The sequence below is a fragment of the Sedimentibacter sp. MB35-C1 genome (assembly GCF_030913635.1).
Lineage (GTDB): Bacteria > Bacillota > Clostridia > Tissierellales > Sedimentibacteraceae > Sedimentibacter.
Map to the genome: position 1 here is coordinate 1,292,648 of NZ_CP133188.1, position 20,600 is coordinate 1,313,247.

Annotated in this window: 25 protein-coding genes; 20 read left to right on the top strand and 5 right to left on the bottom strand. The window is 33.5% G+C overall.

The window, feature by feature from the left end:
- Positions 1–10: 10 nt before the first annotated feature.
- Positions 11–2,260 carry a phage tail protein gene (locus RBQ61_RS06070; RefSeq protein ID WP_308139600.1) on the top strand — a complete coding sequence of 750 codons (2,250 nt, stop codon included), beginning with the start codon at positions 11–13 and terminating at the stop codon, positions 2,258–2,260.
- Positions 2,261–2,640: 380 nt separating this feature from the next.
- On the opposite strand, the gene RBQ61_RS06075 is transcribed toward RBQ61_RS06070, so the two are convergent.
- Entirely contained in the window at positions 2,641–3,039 is a 399-nt protein-coding gene (locus RBQ61_RS06075; RefSeq protein WP_308139601.1) for a metal-dependent hydrolase, read from the bottom strand.
- 133 nt (positions 3,040–3,172) lie between these two features.
- Here RBQ61_RS06075 and RBQ61_RS06080 point away from each other — a divergent pair, with 133 nt between their 5' ends.
- The 6 genes from RBQ61_RS06080 to RBQ61_RS06105 all read left to right on the top strand — a co-directional run bounded on the left by RBQ61_RS06080 (position 3,173) and on the right by RBQ61_RS06105 (position 7,437).
- Positions 3,173–3,322, top strand: a complete 150-nt coding sequence (locus RBQ61_RS06080) for a ribbon-helix-helix domain-containing protein (protein ID WP_308139602.1) — start codon at positions 3,173–3,175, stop codon at positions 3,320–3,322.
- Positions 3,323–3,433: 111 nt separating this feature from the next.
- Entirely contained in the window at positions 3,434–3,628 is a 195-nt protein-coding gene (locus RBQ61_RS06085) for a hypothetical protein (protein WP_308139603.1), read from the top strand.
- Positions 3,625–4,809 carry an FtsK/SpoIIIE domain-containing protein gene (locus RBQ61_RS06090; protein ID WP_308139604.1) on the top strand — a complete coding sequence of 395 codons (1,185 nt, stop codon included), beginning with the start codon at positions 3,625–3,627 and terminating at the stop codon, positions 4,807–4,809. The genes RBQ61_RS06085 and RBQ61_RS06090 overlap by 4 nt, the downstream gene beginning before the upstream one ends.
- Positions 4,806–5,291, top strand: coding sequence for a hypothetical protein (locus RBQ61_RS06095; RefSeq protein WP_308139605.1), 486 nt, complete (start codon positions 4,806–4,808; stop codon positions 5,289–5,291). Before RBQ61_RS06090 ends, RBQ61_RS06095 begins: the two co-directional genes overlap by 4 nt.
- Positions 5,292–6,077: 786 nt before the next feature.
- Positions 6,078–6,521 (top strand): Panacea domain-containing protein, encoded by a 444-nt coding sequence (locus tag RBQ61_RS06100; RefSeq protein WP_308139606.1) that lies wholly within the window; start codon positions 6,078–6,080, stop codon positions 6,519–6,521.
- Positions 6,522–6,528: 7 nt separating this feature from the next.
- Positions 6,529–7,437: a hypothetical protein gene (locus tag RBQ61_RS06105; RefSeq protein ID WP_308139607.1), complete on the top strand. Its 909-nt coding sequence runs from the start codon at positions 6,529–6,531 to the stop codon at positions 7,435–7,437.
- Between the two features lie 442 nt (positions 7,438–7,879).
- On the opposite strand, the gene RBQ61_RS06110 is transcribed toward RBQ61_RS06105, so the two are convergent.
- Both RBQ61_RS06110 and RBQ61_RS06115 read right to left on the bottom strand, forming a co-directional pair.
- Positions 7,880–8,071 (bottom strand): hypothetical protein, encoded by a 192-nt coding sequence (locus RBQ61_RS06110; RefSeq protein WP_308139608.1) that lies wholly within the window; start codon positions 8,069–8,071, stop codon positions 7,880–7,882.
- A gap of 37 nt (positions 8,072–8,108) precedes the next feature.
- A complete protein-coding gene (locus RBQ61_RS06115; RefSeq protein ID WP_308139609.1) occupies positions 8,109–8,690 on the bottom strand; it encodes a stalk domain-containing protein in 582 nt (193 codons plus the stop codon).
- A gap of 568 nt (positions 8,691–9,258) precedes the next feature.
- On the opposite strand from RBQ61_RS06115, the gene RBQ61_RS06120 reads away from it, so the two are divergent.
- The gene (locus RBQ61_RS06120) at positions 9,259–9,687 is read left to right on the top strand and encodes a DUF2383 domain-containing protein (protein WP_308139610.1); all 429 of its coding nucleotides are present in this window, start codon (positions 9,259–9,261) and stop codon (positions 9,685–9,687) included.
- Positions 9,688–10,004: 317 nt separating this feature from the next.
- Here the strand turns inward: RBQ61_RS06120 and RBQ61_RS06125 are convergent, their stop codons facing one another.
- Entirely contained in the window at positions 10,005–10,475 is a 471-nt protein-coding gene (locus RBQ61_RS06125) for an ImmA/IrrE family metallo-endopeptidase (RefSeq protein WP_213925634.1), read from the bottom strand.
- 21 nt (positions 10,476–10,496) lie between these two features.
- Positions 10,497–10,838, bottom strand: a complete 342-nt coding sequence (locus tag RBQ61_RS06130) for an XRE family transcriptional regulator (protein ID WP_308139611.1) — start codon at positions 10,836–10,838, stop codon at positions 10,497–10,499.
- Between the two features lie 171 nt (positions 10,839–11,009).
- Here RBQ61_RS06130 and RBQ61_RS06135 point away from each other — a divergent pair, with 171 nt between their 5' ends.
- From RBQ61_RS06135 to RBQ61_RS06190, 12 genes are all read left to right on the top strand, one after another.
- A complete protein-coding gene (locus RBQ61_RS06135) occupies positions 11,010–11,456 on the top strand; it encodes a hypothetical protein (protein ID WP_308139612.1) in 447 nt (148 codons plus the stop codon).
- Between the two features lie 674 nt (positions 11,457–12,130).
- On the top strand, positions 12,131–12,538 hold the full coding sequence (locus RBQ61_RS06140; protein ID WP_308139613.1) for a DUF6838 family protein: 408 nt from the start codon (positions 12,131–12,133) through the stop codon (positions 12,536–12,538).
- Between the two features lie 17 nt (positions 12,539–12,555).
- Positions 12,556–13,599, top strand: coding sequence for a phage tail sheath C-terminal domain-containing protein (locus RBQ61_RS06145; protein ID WP_308139614.1), 1,044 nt, complete (start codon positions 12,556–12,558; stop codon positions 13,597–13,599).
- Positions 13,600–13,618: 19 nt separating this feature from the next.
- On the top strand, positions 13,619–14,095 hold the full coding sequence (locus RBQ61_RS06150) for a phage tail tube protein (RefSeq protein WP_308139615.1): 477 nt from the start codon (positions 13,619–13,621) through the stop codon (positions 14,093–14,095).
- A gap of 176 nt (positions 14,096–14,271) precedes the next feature.
- The gene (locus tag RBQ61_RS06155) at positions 14,272–14,673 is read left to right on the top strand and encodes a phage portal protein (RefSeq protein ID WP_213925640.1); all 402 of its coding nucleotides are present in this window, start codon (positions 14,272–14,274) and stop codon (positions 14,671–14,673) included.
- A gap of 184 nt (positions 14,674–14,857) precedes the next feature.
- Positions 14,858–16,555: a tape measure protein gene (locus RBQ61_RS06160; protein ID WP_308139616.1), complete on the top strand. Its 1,698-nt coding sequence runs from the start codon at positions 14,858–14,860 to the stop codon at positions 16,553–16,555.
- Positions 16,555–17,196 carry a LysM peptidoglycan-binding domain-containing protein gene (locus tag RBQ61_RS06165; RefSeq protein ID WP_308139617.1) on the top strand — a complete coding sequence of 214 codons (642 nt, stop codon included), beginning with the start codon at positions 16,555–16,557 and terminating at the stop codon, positions 17,194–17,196. Before RBQ61_RS06160 ends, RBQ61_RS06165 begins: the two co-directional genes overlap by 1 nt.
- A complete protein-coding gene (locus RBQ61_RS06170) occupies positions 17,193–18,134 on the top strand; it encodes a hypothetical protein (protein ID WP_308139618.1) in 942 nt (313 codons plus the stop codon). The genes RBQ61_RS06165 and RBQ61_RS06170 overlap by 4 nt, the downstream gene beginning before the upstream one ends.
- Positions 18,131–18,364 carry a DNA helicase gene (locus tag RBQ61_RS06175; RefSeq protein ID WP_308139619.1) on the top strand — a complete coding sequence of 78 codons (234 nt, stop codon included), beginning with the start codon at positions 18,131–18,133 and terminating at the stop codon, positions 18,362–18,364. The genes RBQ61_RS06170 and RBQ61_RS06175 overlap by 4 nt, the downstream gene beginning before the upstream one ends.
- The gene (locus RBQ61_RS06180; RefSeq protein ID WP_308139620.1) at positions 18,361–18,756 is read left to right on the top strand and encodes a DUF2634 domain-containing protein; all 396 of its coding nucleotides are present in this window, start codon (positions 18,361–18,363) and stop codon (positions 18,754–18,756) included. The genes RBQ61_RS06175 and RBQ61_RS06180 overlap by 4 nt, the downstream gene beginning before the upstream one ends.
- On the top strand, positions 18,756–19,796 hold the full coding sequence (locus RBQ61_RS06185) for a baseplate J/gp47 family protein (protein WP_308139621.1): 1,041 nt from the start codon (positions 18,756–18,758) through the stop codon (positions 19,794–19,796). The genes RBQ61_RS06180 and RBQ61_RS06185 overlap by 1 nt, the downstream gene beginning before the upstream one ends.
- Entirely contained in the window at positions 19,793–20,584 is a 792-nt protein-coding gene (locus tag RBQ61_RS06190) for a putative phage tail protein (RefSeq protein ID WP_308139622.1), read from the top strand. Before RBQ61_RS06185 ends, RBQ61_RS06190 begins: the two co-directional genes overlap by 4 nt.
- Positions 20,585–20,600: the final 16 nt, after the last annotated feature.

The window sequence follows — 20,600 nt, forward strand, 5'->3', positions numbered from 1 at the left end:
GGGCAACAAAATGGAGATACAAAAATATATAGAAGTTAAATCTGCTGATAAAACAGTGGCTTTTTTATCGCCGTCAAGCGATGGATTAAAAGAGGCTTACATTGATGCACGATTGAACGGAGAATCAGCATTAGAATTCAGTTTGCCATCTAGTAACGAAAAAAATGAATATATTACTTCTGAATGTGAGGTATATACTGGTGGCAAGGTTTATAACCTTCTTTTAGAAGATGCTATTGATGAGGTTATGGATGAATCAGGTTCCCTATGGACCAAGTATATGGCTGTTGAGCGCTGGAATCAGCTAAACGGTGAATTTATAGAACCGTATATAAATAATACATATGATTCTGCAGATCCTGCTTCTTTGTCTGTCAAGGTAATTGCGGAAGGTACAAACTTATCTAATAATTTATATACAACAGGAAGTGCTGCGCATGCATTGTATGCCGTATTGCAAGGCTCTGATTGGAGCATGGGTATATGTGATGTTACTGGCATACATAACTTGGAAGCGGAAAAAGTAAGCCGTTTGCAACTTATTAAGCAAATTCAGGAAATTTGGGGCGGTTATCTTGTGTGGGATAGTGTTAATAAAATTGCTCATCTTAGAGACGGTAAGCAATGGCAAAACTATACAGGCTTTCAAATAAGATATGCTAAAAACATGAAAAATATCACAAGAACACAGTCAAACAAAATTGTTACGAAGTTATATTGTTTTGGTAAAGATAATTTAGATATCTCGTCTGTTAATGATGGCAAGATGTATGTAGCTGATTATAGTTATACAAGCAGAGAATACTCTGCAGTGTACAGTAATCCAGATATTGAGAATGCGGAAGAGTTGAAGCAAAAAGGCATAGCCGAATTAGCGTTGAATTGCAGGCCTAAATATTACTATCAAACTAAGATGGTTGATTTGCGTACACTTCCTGAATACTCTCACGAAGAATTTGCACTTGGTGATATGGCTGACATTCTTAACTCTAAAATGAATATTGCTGATACCGCTCGTATTATCCGGCATAAATATAATGTTTTTCAGCCATGGCAATGTGAATTTGAACTTGGAGAACCGAATGAGAGATTTTCAAAGAAGTTAAAGGCTTCTTTTAATGCTACAAGTGTTATTAACAAAACTTTTAATTCGGTTGGCGAAATATCTGGTAAAAAACTTGTTGACGGCTCTGTTATTGCGAATGCGATAGCTGATTCAGCACTGGATGCTTCTAAATTTAATACAAAACAATTAATTCTCACCGGGGATGAATGGAGCAATAATACTCCTTCCGGCGGCCGTGTGTCCTGGAATTCTCATAAATTATTTTATGAAGGTACTGAATACACCATGAGCTCAGGAAACACAAATAAAAAGTATATTGTGTGGCAGAAGGATATAAGTGCTACGTCTTATCGAACATACACTCAAACGGAATTTGACGGCGTTACACTTAAAGATTATGACTGGGTAATTGCTGTAAATAACAGCGGACTTCATGATATAGCTTGGTATAACAGAATGGCTAGACAATTTATTGCAAGTGCATTTATTGCGGATGCAGCTATAAAGACTGCTCATATTGGATTGGCGCAGATTATTGATGCTCATATTGCTAATTTATCAGCTAATAAACTAATTGCTGGGATAATCAATACAACTGGAGCCATATATCTTGGTGACACAAGCTTTGCACTAGTAGCAGAAGATAAGCAGCTGATTATAAAAGATACTCAGGCAATGCCTAAAACCAGAGTTGTTTTGGGCTATAACGGAAATGATTACGGTATATGGATATATAATAAAAATGGGAAAGAAATTTTAGGAGCATCGGGGCTTGGGGTTAATGTTGTAGACACAAACCAGGTTGTTGATGGAGCTATAACAGATGCTAAAATCGAAAGTTTATCAGCTGATAAGATTAAGGCAGGAATTATCGAGGTAGTAATTGAGATGCTATCGCCAATAATTAGGGGGGGAGATATTTATGGCTCCAAGTTCTATGGACCTTATGAAAATTCTGCTTATGCAAAGATTGGAACAGGGAGCGGAGGAAACTTAGGAGATTTCACCTTATATAGAGGTGGAGATCATCCATCAATGGCATTTCAGATATATGATGATGCTACGAATATAACTTTAAAAGCAATAGGAGATAACCCATTTTTAAAAACTACCGGTGATGTTACATATCCTCAAAGGAAGTGGGATTTTTCTGAAGCTAATACAACAGGGATAGTAGCAAGGATTGCGCCGTAAAAAAATAATACATGCGTTGAGTGTCGTAAAACACTCCCTTAACTCTTAAAAGACGGATTTTTCCGTCTTTTTTTATACAAAAAATGAGATGAGATTTGAAAAATGAATGAAATAGAACAATTAGGATTATTCGTAAAGAAAGAAAAAGCCAGTTGTAAGCACAAGGATAATTGCAGAAAAATTTGATAAGGAACATTCAGATGTATTAAAAAGAATACACGGATACGACAGAGATTGCAAGCATGTAAATGGCATAATGGATGATTTTGAGCCAAGTGTAAATACACTTGGCTTGAAGATACAATTAGTACAGTCGAATTCTCGGCTCTATTCAATTTGACTTTGTACATGGCTTCTATTTGAACTATAATTTAATACTATCATAATTTATATCTCTTATTACTAAACGGATACGCCAAAGGTACACCGCTTGGTGTCATCATGTCAAAAAACATGTGTATTACACATCCAACCATCAATCCTACAGAAATGGTATTAAAACCAAACGCTATTATACTTGAATAGAACAATACCGTAATAAAAAATAAACTATGCGTTAATGTTCTATGTCCTACTTTTTTATTAATAAATCTAGCGAGTGGTTTAACTCTTTTTCCCAACTTAGATTTTGGCATATCAATATCGGGCAATAACCCACCAATTGGAATGCATATGAAATAAATTATACTTTCTACTAAAGTAAAATTCAATAAAGCAAATATCCACCAACCGACAAATAAAGCGAATATTGTATGTTCTAACCAGTTTAGAATAATCACCCTCTTTTTATTTTATAAAATGTCCACATTGCTAAATTATATTCATTGCATAATTTGTTGGAAATATCCGAGCATCAATTGCGCATAAAAGAATATATATGAAGTAAGAAAGAAGATAAAGCGAGGTGAATAAATGGTAAAGAAAATATCTGTTCTTATTGATGAAGATTTACTGAAGAAAATAGATGAAAAAGCAAAAGAATCATTAAGAAGCAGGAGCAAATTTATTGAGTATGTGTTAAGGGAATACATAAAGCAGGAAGAAGTCTTCAAAAAAATTTAAAACTCTCCTTGAACGCCTGGCAGCTATCACAAGGAGAGTAACACCGTGATGATGTTTTTGTTATATTAACATGCTGCCTAAAAAATGTATGTCGAAATGGGGAGGTAGTATATGTTTACTTTAGATTTATTAGCATTGAATTTACTTTCGCAACTTTATGCAAAAATATTTCAATGGCCAGATAATGCTTATCATGGATCAGGAGCGTATTTCAAATATATAATTTGCATAATGGTATTACAACAATGCTTTAATATCGCTTATTCTCATAGTATCAAAAAGAAAAGTGGTGAACATAAGAAATGATAGTTGAATTAATATTATCGTCCGGATGTTACTTTATAATGGAGGCCTATCAGAAACGAGGCTTTAAAAAATTCAAAAAACAATTTGATGAAATTATTACAAGAATACCGGACTTAAAAAATAATAAGAGTGAAACTTTGAATTTATTCAGTTATGATACAGAAGAATATGGATATAAAATAAAATTCATGTTACCTATCGGAGTTACAACAAATAAGCTCCAGGAGCATATATTAGATGTAAAACAAGCCTTTAATTTAAACTATACACACTTCACAAATGAAAATCGACTTATTACCCTATATGGAATAAAAGAATACAATTTTAAGCAGTTTAAGCCATACAAATTGCCACCAAATAAAATATTGATAGCTGAATTTATAGGTAAACCTATAGTAGTAGATATGAACAAATTTCCTCATGCTTTAATATGTGGAGATACCGGAACCGGCAAAAGCCGAATTTTATTTACAATACTTACAAATTTGATTAATAATTCTAATAAAATAAGCCTTTATTTGCTTCAAATAAGAAAAAATGATCTGGCCATTTTTAGAAATTGTAAGCAAGTTAAATGTTGTAGCAGAACTCTTAATGAAGTCTTGGAAGCACTTCAAGAAATAGAATTGGAACTACAAAGACGTGAACAGCTGCTTGAGATTGAAAAGGGTTATTTAAATATAGCTGATTATAACAGTAAGAGCAAAAGAACTTTAAAATATATTTATGTGGTTATAGAAGAATTCTCATTCCTTAACACTTCAAAAGCTGATAGTAAAGAAGAAAAACTAATAAAGGCTGAATGTATGAAACATATTAAGTCAATCGTAAATGTTGGCCGTTCTTCAGGAATATTTTTATTGACCTCACTTCAAAAACCAACATCTGATTCAATTCCAACGGACATAAAAGCACAACTAACCTCACGAATTGCATTAACCATAAAAGACAAAAGCACTTGTCAAGTAGTAATGGGAAATAATTCAGCTGTAAACTTAGGCTTAAGAGAATTAGTATGCCGAACTAAAGAGATAGAAACAGGATATAGCTATACTATAGACTTCCCGGAAATACAGGAATACATTGAAAATTCAGTAGTAGAGAAAAAACCAAAGACGGAGCCCCCTGTAGAAAAGAAAATTGAAAATGCTGTTGATATATTAAATGCTCTAGGCTTATGATCTTACAAGATAGAGATATTAAAATAATCAATTACCTGGAGCAAAACGGCGCCACAATACAGCAAATAGGGGATTTATATTTTAACGGTAGCTATGCAGCGGCTAAACATAGGTTGAGAATACTTGAAAAAGAAAGATATTTCAAAGGAGCTAAACATCCAATAATAAACAGAAAGGTTTATTTTAAAGGTAAAATACCAAGTTACCATAAAATTATAGCGCAGGATATTTATATTAAGAATAAAGATGTTATACAGGAATTTAAGAGGGAAGCTAAGCTAGATAAACACATCGTTGATATATTTATCCTAACTAAATATCTAAATATTTATATAATTGAAATCGACATTTTCAATAAAACTACAAATAAAAAAATTGATGCGGTTAAAAGATATATCAAAATGAAATTAGGTAAAGAAGCCAAGATAATTGTGTTGAATAAAAAAGATATCGAAAATGATGTTTTAAAATTGATTGAATAACAGAGGTACAAATTACACACTGTTTAGACATTGGGAAAGAATAACCAAAGGTTATTTCATGGAATTTTTAAGTAAAAAAAATATTGATAATTAAATATTATTTAACTATCTGGTTATTCCATATCGGGAATAAGTTAAGGAACAACTAAAAGAACAGGTATGCAGGTAGCTTTTAAAGAGGCTGCCTTTTTAATATAGAGGGTAGTTATTTATAAATTGGGTTCTATCTAATTAAATTTATAAAATTAACAATGTAAATAAATATTTTAGGAGGAATATAATATGAAAAAATCTTTAATTTACAAAAACGGAGTAATGGTTACAGTGTATATACAAGACAGAATGCCAGAATAGAAAGCTTTAAGAGAAAAGGAAAATAAAGAAATTTGGTAGCACTATCATAAGCTTTGATGAAGATGGAAAGGTAAATAATAATTTTATTAAGGGCATGTTAACTATTTAAAGAAACAGCGGTAGTCAGTGGTTAGGAAAAACTGAAAAACGGCTTCTGAAAATTATTTTATATGTATAAAATATGCTAATAAAGCATAAAAATAAAAGCAAGAATTTTTATGTCTATTATCAAAAAACACAATAAAATTATCATAAAATATAATAAAATTTATGAAAAGTATAAAAAAGATACTGAGTTTAGTAAATTGTGTTGCAAACTCCTTTAATCGTGATATAATAAATATACAGGTACAAATAGATTTATTTGACTTTACTAAACATTACATTTAATGTATCGGTAAAGTTATTTTTATAAAATAGGAGGGGATTTGCGTGTATGATGTAATAAAATTAGCTAATTATGTTATTAGTTTTTGTGTGAAAAACGGAAATCCGATAAGCAATTTACAACTACAGAAAATACTTTATTATATTCAAGGCTATTTCTACAAACATTTTGAGGAGTTCGCATTTGATGAAGATATAGTAGCGTGGAAATTAGGCCCTGTTGTTCCAGATGTTTATTATGAATATAATCATTATATATCAAGACCAATTAAAGAGGAATATAAGCCGTGCGAATTACCGTTGATTTTAGATAGTCATAGAGATGTTGTAGATAAGGTGATTTTAAAAAAATATAAAAAATCACCTTGGGATTTAGTAAATGATACTCATAGTGAATTGCCCTGGAAGGAAACGAAGGCTTTAGGCGGAATAAATTCAGTAATTGAAAAAAAATTAATAATTGAGTATTTTGAGAATAAAGATATATAGGTGACACATGGATGAAATTAATAAAGTGGATAATTTGATAGATTTGATAAAGCTAATTTCAACCGAAAAATTTGATATAGCATCAGTAATTGAACAACTAGAAATAATATATCAAGATGATTACAGGCATTCTTATGCCGATATAGCTGGAGTTGTTTTAAATTTGAATGATGACGAGGCAGACATACTATCATTAACATTAGAACAGATGTATGATACGGTGGGAACTGGTTCTGATAAAGTCCATCTTTCTGAAAAGTTATTTAAGCTTAAGGATCATGTTAATTTAGAAATAACAAGATTGAGATATCTTAAGAAGTATGATGAGGAAGGATATATAATTTCAAAAAAATTAGAAGAAGTTGAATCAAAGTCGCATAAAATTTCAAATGATTATGAAGAATTAAATAATAGCATTAAAGACAGTCAAACTAAGCTAAGTAATATAAATTCTATGTCTATTACCGTCTTAGGTATATTTTCAGGTATAGTTATGGCTTTTTTTGGAGGAATCAGCTTTACGGGAACAGTTATAACTAATATGGCGGGAGTATCCATATACAGATTAACGTTTATTATATTGCTAGTTGGGTTTATTTTATTTAATTCTATATTTTTATTGTTGTATTTTGTAGCTAAATTAGTTGAAAGTAGCGTAGGATCAAAATGCAGAAAATGCACTGATCAAATAGCAATGACTTGTGATAGTAATGGAACAAATAATATATGTTCTGAAACATGCGGCCCTGTTGAAAGACTAAGAAATATTTATCCAATACCTTTTTATTTTAATGTAGCTATTTTAGGCCTAACACTAATCGATTTTTGCATTTGGACATACCTAAACGCAAATTATGTTTTACTAATAATCGCCGCAATTATTTTTGGATTGATATATTTATTATTTAATAAATAAAGATATTTACATAAGCAAGTCTTAAATATAATGCAGCTAGGAACATTTTTTAAAAGGCAAAAATATAGAAATAATTTCGCCAAAAATTCGCCAATACACTTCGGTTTATTATGGTAATGCAAAGTATACGCAAGTATAATAATATTGAAAATTCAATGATTCTAGTAAACTATAGAATGCCTTAGTTCGTAAAAATAGTCTCTGCGCGTCGGGGGTTCGAATCCCTCATGGTTCACTAATATAAAAGCATCGCAATAACTAAATTGCAATGCTTTTATACTTTTATCGATATAAAACAAAATATTAATTTAGGGGACTATTTGGGGACTTATGTTCACCACTTTTCTTTTTGATACTATGAGAATAAGCGATATTAAAGCATTGTTGTAATACCATTATGCAAATTATATATTTGAAATACGCTCCTGATCCATAATAAGCATTATCTGGCCATTGAAATATTTTTGCATAAAGTTGCGAAAGTAAATTCAATGCCTTTTTCTCTTACAATAAGTTTGCCTCTTAATGCTTTTTCCACTGCATTAATAAATTCACCATTCGGTAACGTTCCAAAAGGATTAGGCAAAATAAAGGTTCTAATATATGCGCTTAATAACATTACTAGCCAATACATGATGTCCCCCGTAAATTCATTTTATTTCATCTTTTATTTATTTAATCAACGGCAATATAGTAGTTTCGTAGTAATCTTTAGAAATATAATAATTTACATTAATTTTTATATAATTGTCCTTATCTACTTTTATAAATTCAGTAGGAAAAGTACCATCTTTATTCCACAATGCAAATTCATTAAAACCATAAGTTAAGTAAAAATCAAATTCTTTTATTAATCGTGCAATTTGAATCCACGAATAATACTCTTTCCCGTCTTTTTCAACAATCAAAAGTTTTTCATCTTCATCTTTTTTTATAACTTTATAATTTTCTATCGGTTGTTCTATCACAGAATCACCTTCTTTTATTTCTGTTTTTTCAATTATATTAGCTGTTTTAGTTTCTTGAGTCCAATTAACATCTTTGCCAACTAATTCAGCTATTTTACGCATTGGAAGGTAGGTTGATCCATTGTATAAAATGCTGTCAACCTGAACATCTTCTCCGTCAACTTGAACATTTATTCCGTTTAAAACCACATCTATTTTCGTTAATATACTATCTGCCAACACAGGAGTAGCTACAAGCATACATCCTATTAAAACGCCAATAAAAATGTCTCTAAATCTTTTCACAAAAACCCTCCTCTTTTGTTTTATTGTATTCTTATTATATCCAATTTGACAAATTTACGCAAAGGTTTTTGTAAATATTTTCCTTATTGATATTTATTTATGGAGCAATTCTAGCCACAATTCCTGTTGTATTAGCTTCGGAAAAGTTCCAATTACCTTGCGGTTTAACCAAAGGTTAAGTCGTTGAGGCCGATAAAATTCTATTTAGAGCCTCATTATTTCTGATACCATTAAATGTACATACCCTCCAGTATCAGCAGCCAAAAACACAGGCAAATCTTCATCACCTCTATAAATTAAGGCATCTAATTTGCTTTTTTAATACAGAAAAACAATTTTCATTGTAATATTTTGTTAAACGTTTTTGGAGAAAATAGAAAACGTATTTAGAGAAGATGTAAAAGAAGTTATTACGAACGTTGCTACAGAAGTTATAAAAGAAGAAATAAGAAACATGAGAACATAAAAACTCTTAACCGAGTTCCTTTTATATATCAAAAAAATAGAATAGGATTTTAAAACAGTGGAAAGATAAAGCTATAATAAATTTTTATCAGAGGGTATAAAATTGGACAATAAAGTAGAATTAATAAAATCACTTAATGAACTATTGCAGGGCGAATATATGGCAATAGAGAGTTTTAATAATTTTATTAACAGAGTAGAAGAGAAGAATATCAAAACAGCTTTTCAAGACATTCAAAAACAACACAGGAAGAATACCGAGACTTTAGCAAACTACATTCAAAACATAGGAGGTAGACCAGACGAAAATCTCGGTATAAAAGGAAAGATGGGAGATATTATGCTAAATATGGAATTAGGCTCAAGTTTAGATTATGAAGTCATTAAAAAGGCCATTGTTGGGGAAACAAAAGGCGTAAATATGGCAGAAAAAGTTTTAAGAGGTAATTTAGATAATGAATCGAGAAATGTAGCAGGTGAAATATTGCAACATGATAGAGAGTCAATAAAGAAATTAAAGGGGCTAAGATAGATAAAATTTTTAGTTAGAAGCAGCAGAAATCAATCTGTTGCTTTTTTAATACCATAAATTTTGTGACGATGCAGGTATGACTTAGAATGCATAGGGTGGGGGCAGGCAGATAAATTATGGCAGATTTAATTTTACGCTTTTTTAATTATATAATTATTTTTAATCTGCATAGCATGATTGGCTATAATAAAAAATAGTTTCAATTCTTATTAACATGGCATGTCAAGTTAGCCATGGAAAAATATAATTGTTACAAGCAATACTAAATTAAGCAGTATATCAACTATAAGTATTATCCACAATGGCTGCTATTAGTATTAGTTTTTAAATTTATATTTACAAACTGTAAGAGGATTGAAGTATATACAGTGATTGTCCACTTCCGTGTAAAGACCATACTTGCCTTGATAGTATACCAATGCTTCTTTAAGGCATTCTTCTGTAATATCCAAGTACTCTGACAATTCATACAGATTTGTACAGCCGGCAAAGGAAGCTTTTATAATTGATTTTAACGGCAGGAGTTTCTCAAAAGACCATTTTCTGGCTTGCTTTTCCTGTTTTCGGTTAGTAATATTTTTTAAGTCTATAATATTTCCTTCAGATGTATAATAGTGGCCAAGTTCTTCGGCAAGTACGCATTTTTTTTCTTTAGTAGTATTCAACTTACGGCTTATTGCTATGCAATTATCAGAATATAATCCTTTGATATCACTTTTAAAGGTAAATTCTATTACTTCAATACCTTCATCATCTGCGGTCTGCAATAATTCTTCATATGAAGTCATGGTTGTCCTCCCCCCAAGAAGTTATTCCCTATTTTTTCGTTTACTAAGAACATATTTTTTGAAATTTTCAATATCTTCTAGCTCTTCTTCTGTCCAATCAACATCAATTTCATTCTTGTGTGCAGCTATGGTATTAACATGTCTTTCATGTTGTTTGTGTTCAATTCGGCCTTCACCAAGAGATTCTGTGTCAATATTTAGTTCTTTGCATATCTTTATAATGTTGTTTATATTTGCCTTATCAACCCCTCTTTTCAATATGGTATCCATTGTTGAATAGGGCATGTCAATTTTAATTGCAAATTCTCTTAAGCTTTTATATTTATTTAAAATTAAATTTTTCAATTCTGATTCTACCGACACAGTATATTCCTCCTAAAAATTAATTACAAATGTACTATAACATATTATATACGTAAAAACAAGAATAATTTACGAAAATTCATAAAAATATATTGACATAAACGTAAAATCGTATATAATAAATAATATTAACGAATATTCGTATAAAATACCAAATAGAGGGTAAAAAAATTGAAGAAAGATCATATAAGAGATTATGCAACAGAAGCATTTCTATATTATGCTTTTATGGGAAAGCCTCATAAAGAGGACTTAGAAAAAAAATATTATCAGGAGGCACTTGACAGTTATCAAAGGAGGCAGCAAGTAGGTGGAACAGGGATAAGCAAGCCAACAGAGCAGGCTGTTATGTATGCCGAAGGTGTTTTAAGGCAAAAGCAGGCTGAATTATGGGATATATTGGCTGTAGAAAAAACAATTGTACAATTACATCCACTTGAAAGACAAGCCGTAGAAATAGTTTATTTTTCACATGCGCAATCTGATATAAAAAAAGGCGATATTCAAGATAGAGTTAATAAGGCAAGTATTGAAATTCCAGTCGGTACTGCTACAGTATACAGATATTTAAAAAAAGCAAGAGATTTATTTGCATATGAAAGGGGGCTAAGAAAATAAATTTTACTAGGTTGATAGTAGTAAGGGGTATAAATCTGATATTATGATATTATCCAAAGCGATGGCTGATAACAATGCGGTATATAATTTTACGCAGTTGCCATATTCTATTACAACCATAAGTACATAACATGTACCAAAATTACGGTTTCTGTTAATTAAAGACACTGCTGCTTTTAATGCGGTGTCTTTTGAGGTATACAGATAAATATTTTATTAGGTTGATAGTAGTAAGGGGTAAAGATCTGATATTATGATATCATCCAAAGCAATGGCTGATGAAAATTAGGTATAAATCTGGCACAGCTGACGCATTCAGGTATAATAATAAAAATAATAGATATCTGAACTGCTGCTTGACATCAGCTAATGACACTGCTTCCTCCAGCGGTGTTTTTTTATTGCACTTTGTAGCTTCGCTTTGGAAGTAACCGCAGCATGCTGAAGTAATAGGAATTTTTAAAATAAGTGAGGCCTTAGTTTAGCTAAGAAATACGCGGTATAAAGAAAATTTAAAAAAGCAAAAAAGAAAGAGAGGTAAAGTTTATGATTAAAAAATAGTTAATATTATTCAGTATAATCTATGTTTATGAACAGGAGCAGGAGGACAGTTCATACATTAATAAATTTGAAGTGAAGTTGTTGAAAAGAGGTGAAAAGCATTAAGTAAAAGCATGATAGAAAATTTAAAACAATCTATTGTTGATAAACTTATTGAATTGTATCCGGAATATGCAGTTTATGACGAAGAAATGCCGCAGGGCACTAATGAAAAATCATTTTTTATAGCCATTACCGGTCAAGATTACGGTAAGAGGTTTAATAATAAGTTCAAGAGCTCAGTGTCTTTTGATATTGCATATTTCAGCAATGAGGAAGCAGGGAAAATAAAAGCAGATTGCCAGAATGTTCAAATATCCTTGCTTAGAAATTTTGATTCGGCAGGAATATACAGGGTCTTAAATAAGAAGGCAGCAATAACAGATAATGTGCTGCATTTTACTTTTAATGTCACTTTTTATGAAATAAGAGAAGAGATATCAGATAAAATGCAGAGACAGCAAACAAATACAAATAATTAAAGAAAGAAGGTAAAAAAATGGCAGGAACATGGGAAAATCAAAATAAAATACTACCGGGAGCTTACATGAATTTTCTTACCAGTGCACCGTTATCTATTACACCGGGTGACAGAGGAACTGTAATTTTATTGCAGGAAATGAGTGCAGGCACAGTCGGAGAAATGTATAACGTTACGGCAACGGAAAATAACTATCCGGATGGAGTGGAAGAATCCGATAGAATTTTGGCAAAAGAGGCATTGAAAGGGGCAAAAACCGTAATAATATATAATTTGGGGTCAGAGCATAGTGCGGAAGATATTACAAATGCATTAACAGCTCTTAAGACCGTTCAATTTAATGTTATGGCATATCCGTATGATGGAACGGAATATGATGCAAACAAGCTTACAATAGCTACATGGATAAAATCAATGCGAGATGATGAAGGAAAGAAAATACAGACAGTATTTGCAAATTACGAAGCTGATTCGGAAGCATCAATAAACGTTACGCAGGGAGTTAAATTGTCCGACGGAACATCTTTAACAGCATCACAGGCTGTAGCGTGGGTTTCGGGCATAACAGCGGGAGCAGGAATAAATAAATCAAATACAGGCAGAAAATATGCGGGAGCTGTTGATATAGTACCTCGCATGACAAAATCAGAAATGGAAGCGGCTGTTACCGCAGGCAAATTTATTTTTAAGGTTGATTCTGCTCAGAACGTTACAGCAGTATATGATATCAATTCACTTATTACCGAAACTGTGGAAAAAGGAAAAATGTTTAAGAAAAACCGCGTCGTAAGAACACTGGACGGTATAAATAATGATGTTGTTGAGATCTTTGAATCAAACTATGCAGGAAAAATCAACAACAACGCTGATGGCAGATCCTTGCTTCGCGCGACGTTGATTGAATATTTCAATGAACTTCAAAGACTAAATGCAATTCAGAATTTTACTGCAGAGGACATAACAGTATCCTCAGGAAATGATTCGGATGCGGTTGTTATTGATTGCTATATTCAGCCGGTTGACAGTGTGGAAAAGATTTATATTACTGTCAATTTGGCATAAAACAAGGAGGTAAATTTTTATGGATAATAATTATACTAGATTGGCTGATACAATATCTTCGAAAGAAGGAAAGGCTTATATAACTATTGATGGAATTAACAGAGAACTTTTTGAAATATCCAGTTTGTCAGCTCAGTTAGAGCTTAATATTCAAGCAAGAAGAATGCTGGGACATAGAATGACACAGCACAAGGTTACTGGAGCAGAAGGTACAGGGAGTATGACAATGTACTTTATGAACAGCAGCATGCTGAAGCAGGCTCTGAATTATATAAAGAAAGGATCATACGGCGGAATAAAAATACAGGTAAAAAATGAAGACGAGCAGTCTACAGTTGGGGCCCAGGAGGTTATGCTTTTAAATGTATTGCTGGGTTCAATACCGGTTGCAACGATTGATGATCAGTCAGATGATCCTGTTACTGTTGACGCTGATTTTACTTTTGATGATATAGAAGTATTAAGTTACTTCAATTTGCCTGAAAATTACAGATAACATCTGAATTAGGCAGCGTAGATTATAAGTTTTTAGAGAGAGCTCGTTTTTATGATTTTAATAGGAGAAGCACATCAGATAATTTTACTGTACTTCTGAATTTCATCAGACGAGCTTTCTTAAAAACAATATATGTATTTATAAAAAATTAATTTAATTAAGAAAGGAAGAGTTATATGAGTTCATTAAATGCATTTTTAAATCCTGTGAAGGTAGAAAATCAAGAGGTTGTTATTTCAAACAGATTTATTGAAGACGGAAAGCCGGTTCCATTCATTATCCGACCCATATCTCAGGAAGAAAATAAGCAGCTTATTAAAAAAGTTACAAAAAGAGATAAAAAGGGTATGGAAACATTTGACAGGACGGAATATGTTTCAGCATTAACTGCAAGTGCCGTTGTTTTTCCGGATCTTAAGAGCTCGGAGTTGCAGGGGGCATATGGTGTATTAGGCGAATCAGCATTGCTTCAAAAGATGCTGCTTGTCGGGGAATATGCGGAGCTGTCGCAGGCAGTACAAAGACTAAGCAGTCTAGATACGGACATAAACGAGGATACAGAAGAAGCAAAAAACTAATAAAGCAGGGTGATGCGGAATTAAATCTCGCGCATTTTGCCCTGCATAAGCTTCATATTCTTCCATCGGTTCTTAATGAAATGTCTCAAAGAGAAAAGGCCTTCATCTATGCGAGCATACAAGTACGAACCGAAGCGGAGAAAAAGGAAACAGCCAAACTGAAACAGAAAGGAGGCAGAAAGAGATGGCAACATTAGAAGCGATGCTTATGTCATTTGAAGGCTACTCTTCAAATATTGATAATGTGATTAAAAAGACATATCAAGCATCGTCAATGATAGTAAAAGTAAGCGGACAAACAGATAACTTAGGGAAAAAGCTTGAAAAAACAGGAACAAGTGCAGGAAAAGCAGGCCTGGGAATAAGTAAGCTCTTTAAATCATTGATTAGTATCGAAAATATAAAAAAAGGTATGGATATTGCAGATGAATATACCAATACCTCAACTAAGCTTTCATTAATAAATGATGGACTTCAAACTCAGGAAGATTTGCAGAACAAGGTATTTGCAGCAGCAGGACGATCAAGGGGATCTTATGCTGACATGGCCAATTCTATATACGACATGAGTAATATGGCGGGAAATTCATTTGAATCAAATGATGAATTAATAGCATTTGCCGAATTGGCGCAAAAATCGTTCAAGATGGGAGCTGCCGGTGCGTCTGAGCAATCTGATGCAATGCAAAAGCTCGCTCAGGTTATGTCAGAAGGCAGCCTTAGCGGAGATGACTTCCTTTATATTACCCAAAATGCTCCAATGATGGCGGACGCAATTGCAGAATTTACCGGTAAATCAAAAAGTGAGCTTCAAAAAATGGCAGCCGAAGGTGAGATAACATCGGACATTATCAAGAATGCAATGTTTATGTCATCAGATGGTATAAATGATAAATTTGAAACCATGCCCATGACTTTTGCTGACTTGGCAGATAAGATAAAAAATCATTTATTAGAAAATTTTGGGTTCATAATTCAGGCGGTTGCACAGATTGCGCAGTTTATAGGAGATAACTTTGATAATATAGTGCCTGTTTTTTATGGTGTTGCAGCGGGTATGCTTGCATTTGCTCTTGCTACTACTATTGCAGATATTGCTAACAAAGGATTGACCGTTACTTTGTCTTCTAATCCTATTATGTGGGTAGCACTGGGTATAGGTATTGTTGTTGCAGCAATATACAAATGGGTTCAAGCTGTAGGAGGTTTGGAAATAGCTTGGATGATGGTTAAAAACGTAATTTTTACTGTGCTGGATCAGATAGGATTGGGTATTTTTTCAGCCGGTGTGGCAATAAGTAATTTTTTTGGTGATATAGGAGTCAAAGTATTGACTAATGTAGAAACAATGGCTAATGGCTGGATTGATGTAATTAATGGCTTTATTAATACTATAAATAAAATATTTGGAAAGTCATTCGATACTTTAGAATATTTTACATTTGGAACAACTGCAATGGAAGGGCATGAAGCTAACAAAGCTGCACTGTTAGATGAATTAAAAAACGCAGAGTATGATGCTAAAATAAGAGCCAGCACCAGACAAATAGAAATTGACATTGCAAAACAAAAATCAGAAGAGAAGGCCGCAGGAACACAACCGGGATACGATTACAGCGCTTCTTCAGACGTTGTAAATGCGGACTCAATTTCAAACAACGGAATGAATGTAGATAGTATCGAGGATGAAGATTTGCAGTATATGAGAGATATAGCCGAGAGAGACTATATTAATCAATTCAGTACTGCAACACTGGCTCCAAGCATACAGGTGTCATTTGGAGATGTACATGAAGAAGCAGACGCGAATAAAGTAGCAGGAAGTATAAAGAGAATATTACAGGAAGAAATAGTAATGGCGGCAGAGGGGGTGTATAGCTAATGAGCTACTCAGTATCTTTTAAATATAACAATGAAACACATATATTGCCTGTTAATCCGGAGCAGATAGAAATGTCAATTGTGCAGGCCAATGAAAAATATAATATATTGAAGCTGGGGCAAATAGTTGTGCCAACGCATATGGAGCTTACAAAGTATAGCTTTGATGCAGAATTTCCGTATAACCTGCGCCATTATGTCGAGAACGCGGGAGATTTTAAAACATCAGATTATTATTTAAAGCTTTTTTCTGATTGGAGAAAAGAACTTAAGCCTGTGTTGTTTAAAGCAAGCAATGAATTGGGAGAAGCCATAGATTCCTTTGTATTGATTGAAGAGCTGACAATAACGGAAAAAGCGGGAGAAGAGGGGGACAAGTATGTTTCCTTTAAACTATCCGAATATAAGGAATTTAATTATAAGCCGATTCAATCCGAAGCAGGAATTATTTTTGGAAAGTCATCAGAAGCAGAAAAGAATCCTAAAGGAACAGGTCTTTATGTAGTCGTAAGCGGAGACAGTCTCTGGGCTATCGCAAAAAAATATTACGGTGACGGCTCAAAATATAATAGGATTGCAGAAGCAAACAATATAAAAAATCCAAGCTTGATTTATCCGGGGCAAAAGCTGGTGATACCATGATGGAATTATTAACAGAAATAGACGGACAAAAGTATGATATCAGTGAACTAGTAAGAGAAGTAACATATACCGACAAACTGAATGACGGTTGCAGTAAGCTTGAATTCTCCTATATTGATGATGAGCTGAAAATACAAAACGGAAGTATCGTAACATTTAAATATAACGATACAGGCATATTTTACGGTTATGTCTTCAAACACGGCAGAAACAGCAAAGGAGAAATATCTGTTACTGCATATGACCAGCTCCGATATTGTAAGGCTAAAGATTCAATAATAATTAAAAATAACACTATAGCGGATTTAGTTAAGAAGATGTGTTTGTATTTTGAATTGAAAACAGGTAATTTGTCTGATACAAGTTATATTCTTGCCACAAGTGCTCAGGATGATAAAACATGGCTGGATATAATCTATGACGGTATAAAAGATACATTGGCCAATAAAGGAGAATGGTATTCGCTGAGGGATGAATTCGGCAAAATTTCTTTGCGTAAAATCACGGAACTTAAACTTAATCTTGTATTGGGAGATGAAAGTCTATGTTATGACTACAGCTTCGAAAAGTCCATAGAAGATAGCTTTTATAATCAAATAAAGCTTGTAAGTGATAATGAATCATCAGGAAAGAGAGATTTATATATTGCAAAGGATGAAAATTCAATTGATAAGTTCGGAATGTTGCAGTATTTTGAAGTCCTTGACAAGAATTTAAACCCATCCCAGGCAAGATCGAAGGCAGACATGTTTCTTCAATTATACAACAAGGAAGTCGAATCATTAAGCCTAGAATGCTTGGGCGATACAAGAGTCAGAGCAGGAAGTAGTTTTTATGGCAGAATTGAAGATATAGAGCTTGACAAAAGCATGATAGTTCAATCTGTTACCCATAAATTTCTTCCTGTTCATACAATGTCGTTAGAGGTGTTTATATGATTAATGAAATAAAAACAATTGTTCAAAATTATCTTAGCAATGCAAAGCTATGCAGCCTGATGGTCGGAACAGTGTCATCCGGCGGAATTAAAATAAGTGATAAGCTTATTATTCCGAATGAGTTAGTAGTGGGGAACCTAAAAGGCTCCTTAACTGCCGGCCGCAAGGTAAGATTGCTGAGAAATCACGGCGGCCAGCAGTTCTATATTCTGGAGGTGATAGAAGAGTGATACCAAGAGGAAAAATCGATGCAGATGCAAAAGTTACAGAGGAAGTCAAAACAACCCGGACATATAAAATGTCACAGGCAAGTATTCAAGGATTTACGGACGGATTGAAAGCTCTCGAGCAGGCTATATATAAGGTGCTTAATACGGAAAAGTATGAGTATCCCATATATAGCTTTTATTATGGGATTGAGCTGGAAAGTCTCATTGGCAAGGATAAAAATTATGTAAAAACTGAGTTGAAGAGGCGAATTCGAGAATGCCTGCTCCGGGATGAAAGAATTACAGAAGTTGATAATTTTCAATTTACGGAAGACGAAGATATATTGAATTGCACCTTTGATGTACATAGCACTTACGGCAATTTGACCGTATCAAGGGAGGTGAATATTTAATGTTTGAGGATATGACATATGAATATATTCTGGCTGATATGCTCTGCAGGGTTACAAGCGATGTAGATAAGAGGGAAGGTTCCGTTATTTATGATGCTGTTGCTCCTTGTGCGTATCAATTGGCACAAGCTTATTTCAATTTAAATAATTATATTGATTTGTTTTATGTAGATACCTCTATGGACGAATATCTGGACAGGAAAGCTGCCGACTACGGAATTACTAGAAAGGCTGCCTCCTATGCTGTAAGACGGGTTGAAGCTACAGGGGCAATAGACGTGGGAACAAGATGGGGGATAGGAGAAACTACGTATAAAATCATAGAAGTACTAGGTAATGATATATATAGTGCTGTATGTGAGCAGCCGGGAGAAATAGGAAATGCGTACAATGGAGTGATGGAAAATATTGATAACATAAACGGAGTTACAGCTGTTCTGACAGATATAATTGCAGCAGGAAATAATGAGGAGAGCGATGACAGCTTAAGAAACAGAATTAAACAATATCTGACTATTCCTTATCAGAATGGAAATACAGCTCAATACCTTAAGTGGGCTACAGATTTTGAAGGTATCGGCACTGCGAAGGTATTTCCCCTCTGGGCAGGCGGAAACACTTTGAAAATTGCGATAACAAATGGCCAATATCTCCCGGCAGAGACTTCATTAACAGAAAAATTCCAGAAATACATGGACCCTGGCTGCACAGGTTTAGGAAATGGAGCTGCTCCGGTTGGGTGCAAGGTGGTTGTTACCGGGGGAACTCAGTTAAATATATCAGTATCAGGCTCAATTGTATTAGCAGAAGGATATTCAGAAGCAGAGGGGGCGGCAGGCGCAATAGCAGATTACCTGGCTTCAATTACATATGCCAAATCAAGTGTAAGCTATATGAAGATAGGAAGTTTTTTATTAGATTGTCCCAGTATAGCAGATTTAAGTAATTTAACAATAAACGAAGGCATAACTGATATCCCTATGGCAGGTGATGAAATCCCTGTTTTAAACAGCCTCAACCTGGTGGTGGCAGAAGTATGATCGATTATATTAAATATACCATAGACGGAGTTACATACAGCCTCACTAATAACGGCGACAATACCTGGAGCAGAGAAGAAACAGCTCCAAGCGTAGCAGGCAATTATCTTTTGACATTGATTATAAGTGAAAACGGAATTGTCACTGTAATCAATAGTTCAAATGACCTGTATGAAACTTATTTGAATGTAATAATGGAAGCAGAAAGAGTAGCCTGTCTTGAAAAATATGTTCCGGATTTTATGGCTGGAACAAAGCAGTTCAGAACCATATTTGATATTGAAAATGAAAGTCTTGACGACTTATATTTTCAAATTAAAAAGATAAAATCTGATGCATTCATTACAACTGCATCTAATGATGCAATTGTCAGGCTTGAAGATTTTATGAGTATTAAAGGACTGGGCACACTTGAGCAAAGGAAAAGCTATTTAATTTCCATGCTCCAGAAAGGAAACAAGCTTAGTGAAAACAGCATAAAAAATACAACTAATGCAATAACAGGAAGTAACTGTATAGTTACTTTCTTTGGATCTGACGAATCAAGCAACCCTGTCCCAGGCTACGGACTGCTAAGGGTCCAGGTTCTGAGTCCGGACAATAGTAAGGATTACCGTTATGAAGATATTTTCAGGGCTTTAAAGCCTTTAGTTCCCGGACATATTAAACTGTTGGTTATAAAGTACTTTTCTCTTTGGGCAGATGTAAAGAACAATTTTGCTGACTGGAATGCCGTAGCTTCCATGAACGACTGGGAATCGGTCAAAAGCTATATCCCTCCGCAATAAGGGAGGCAATAATGAT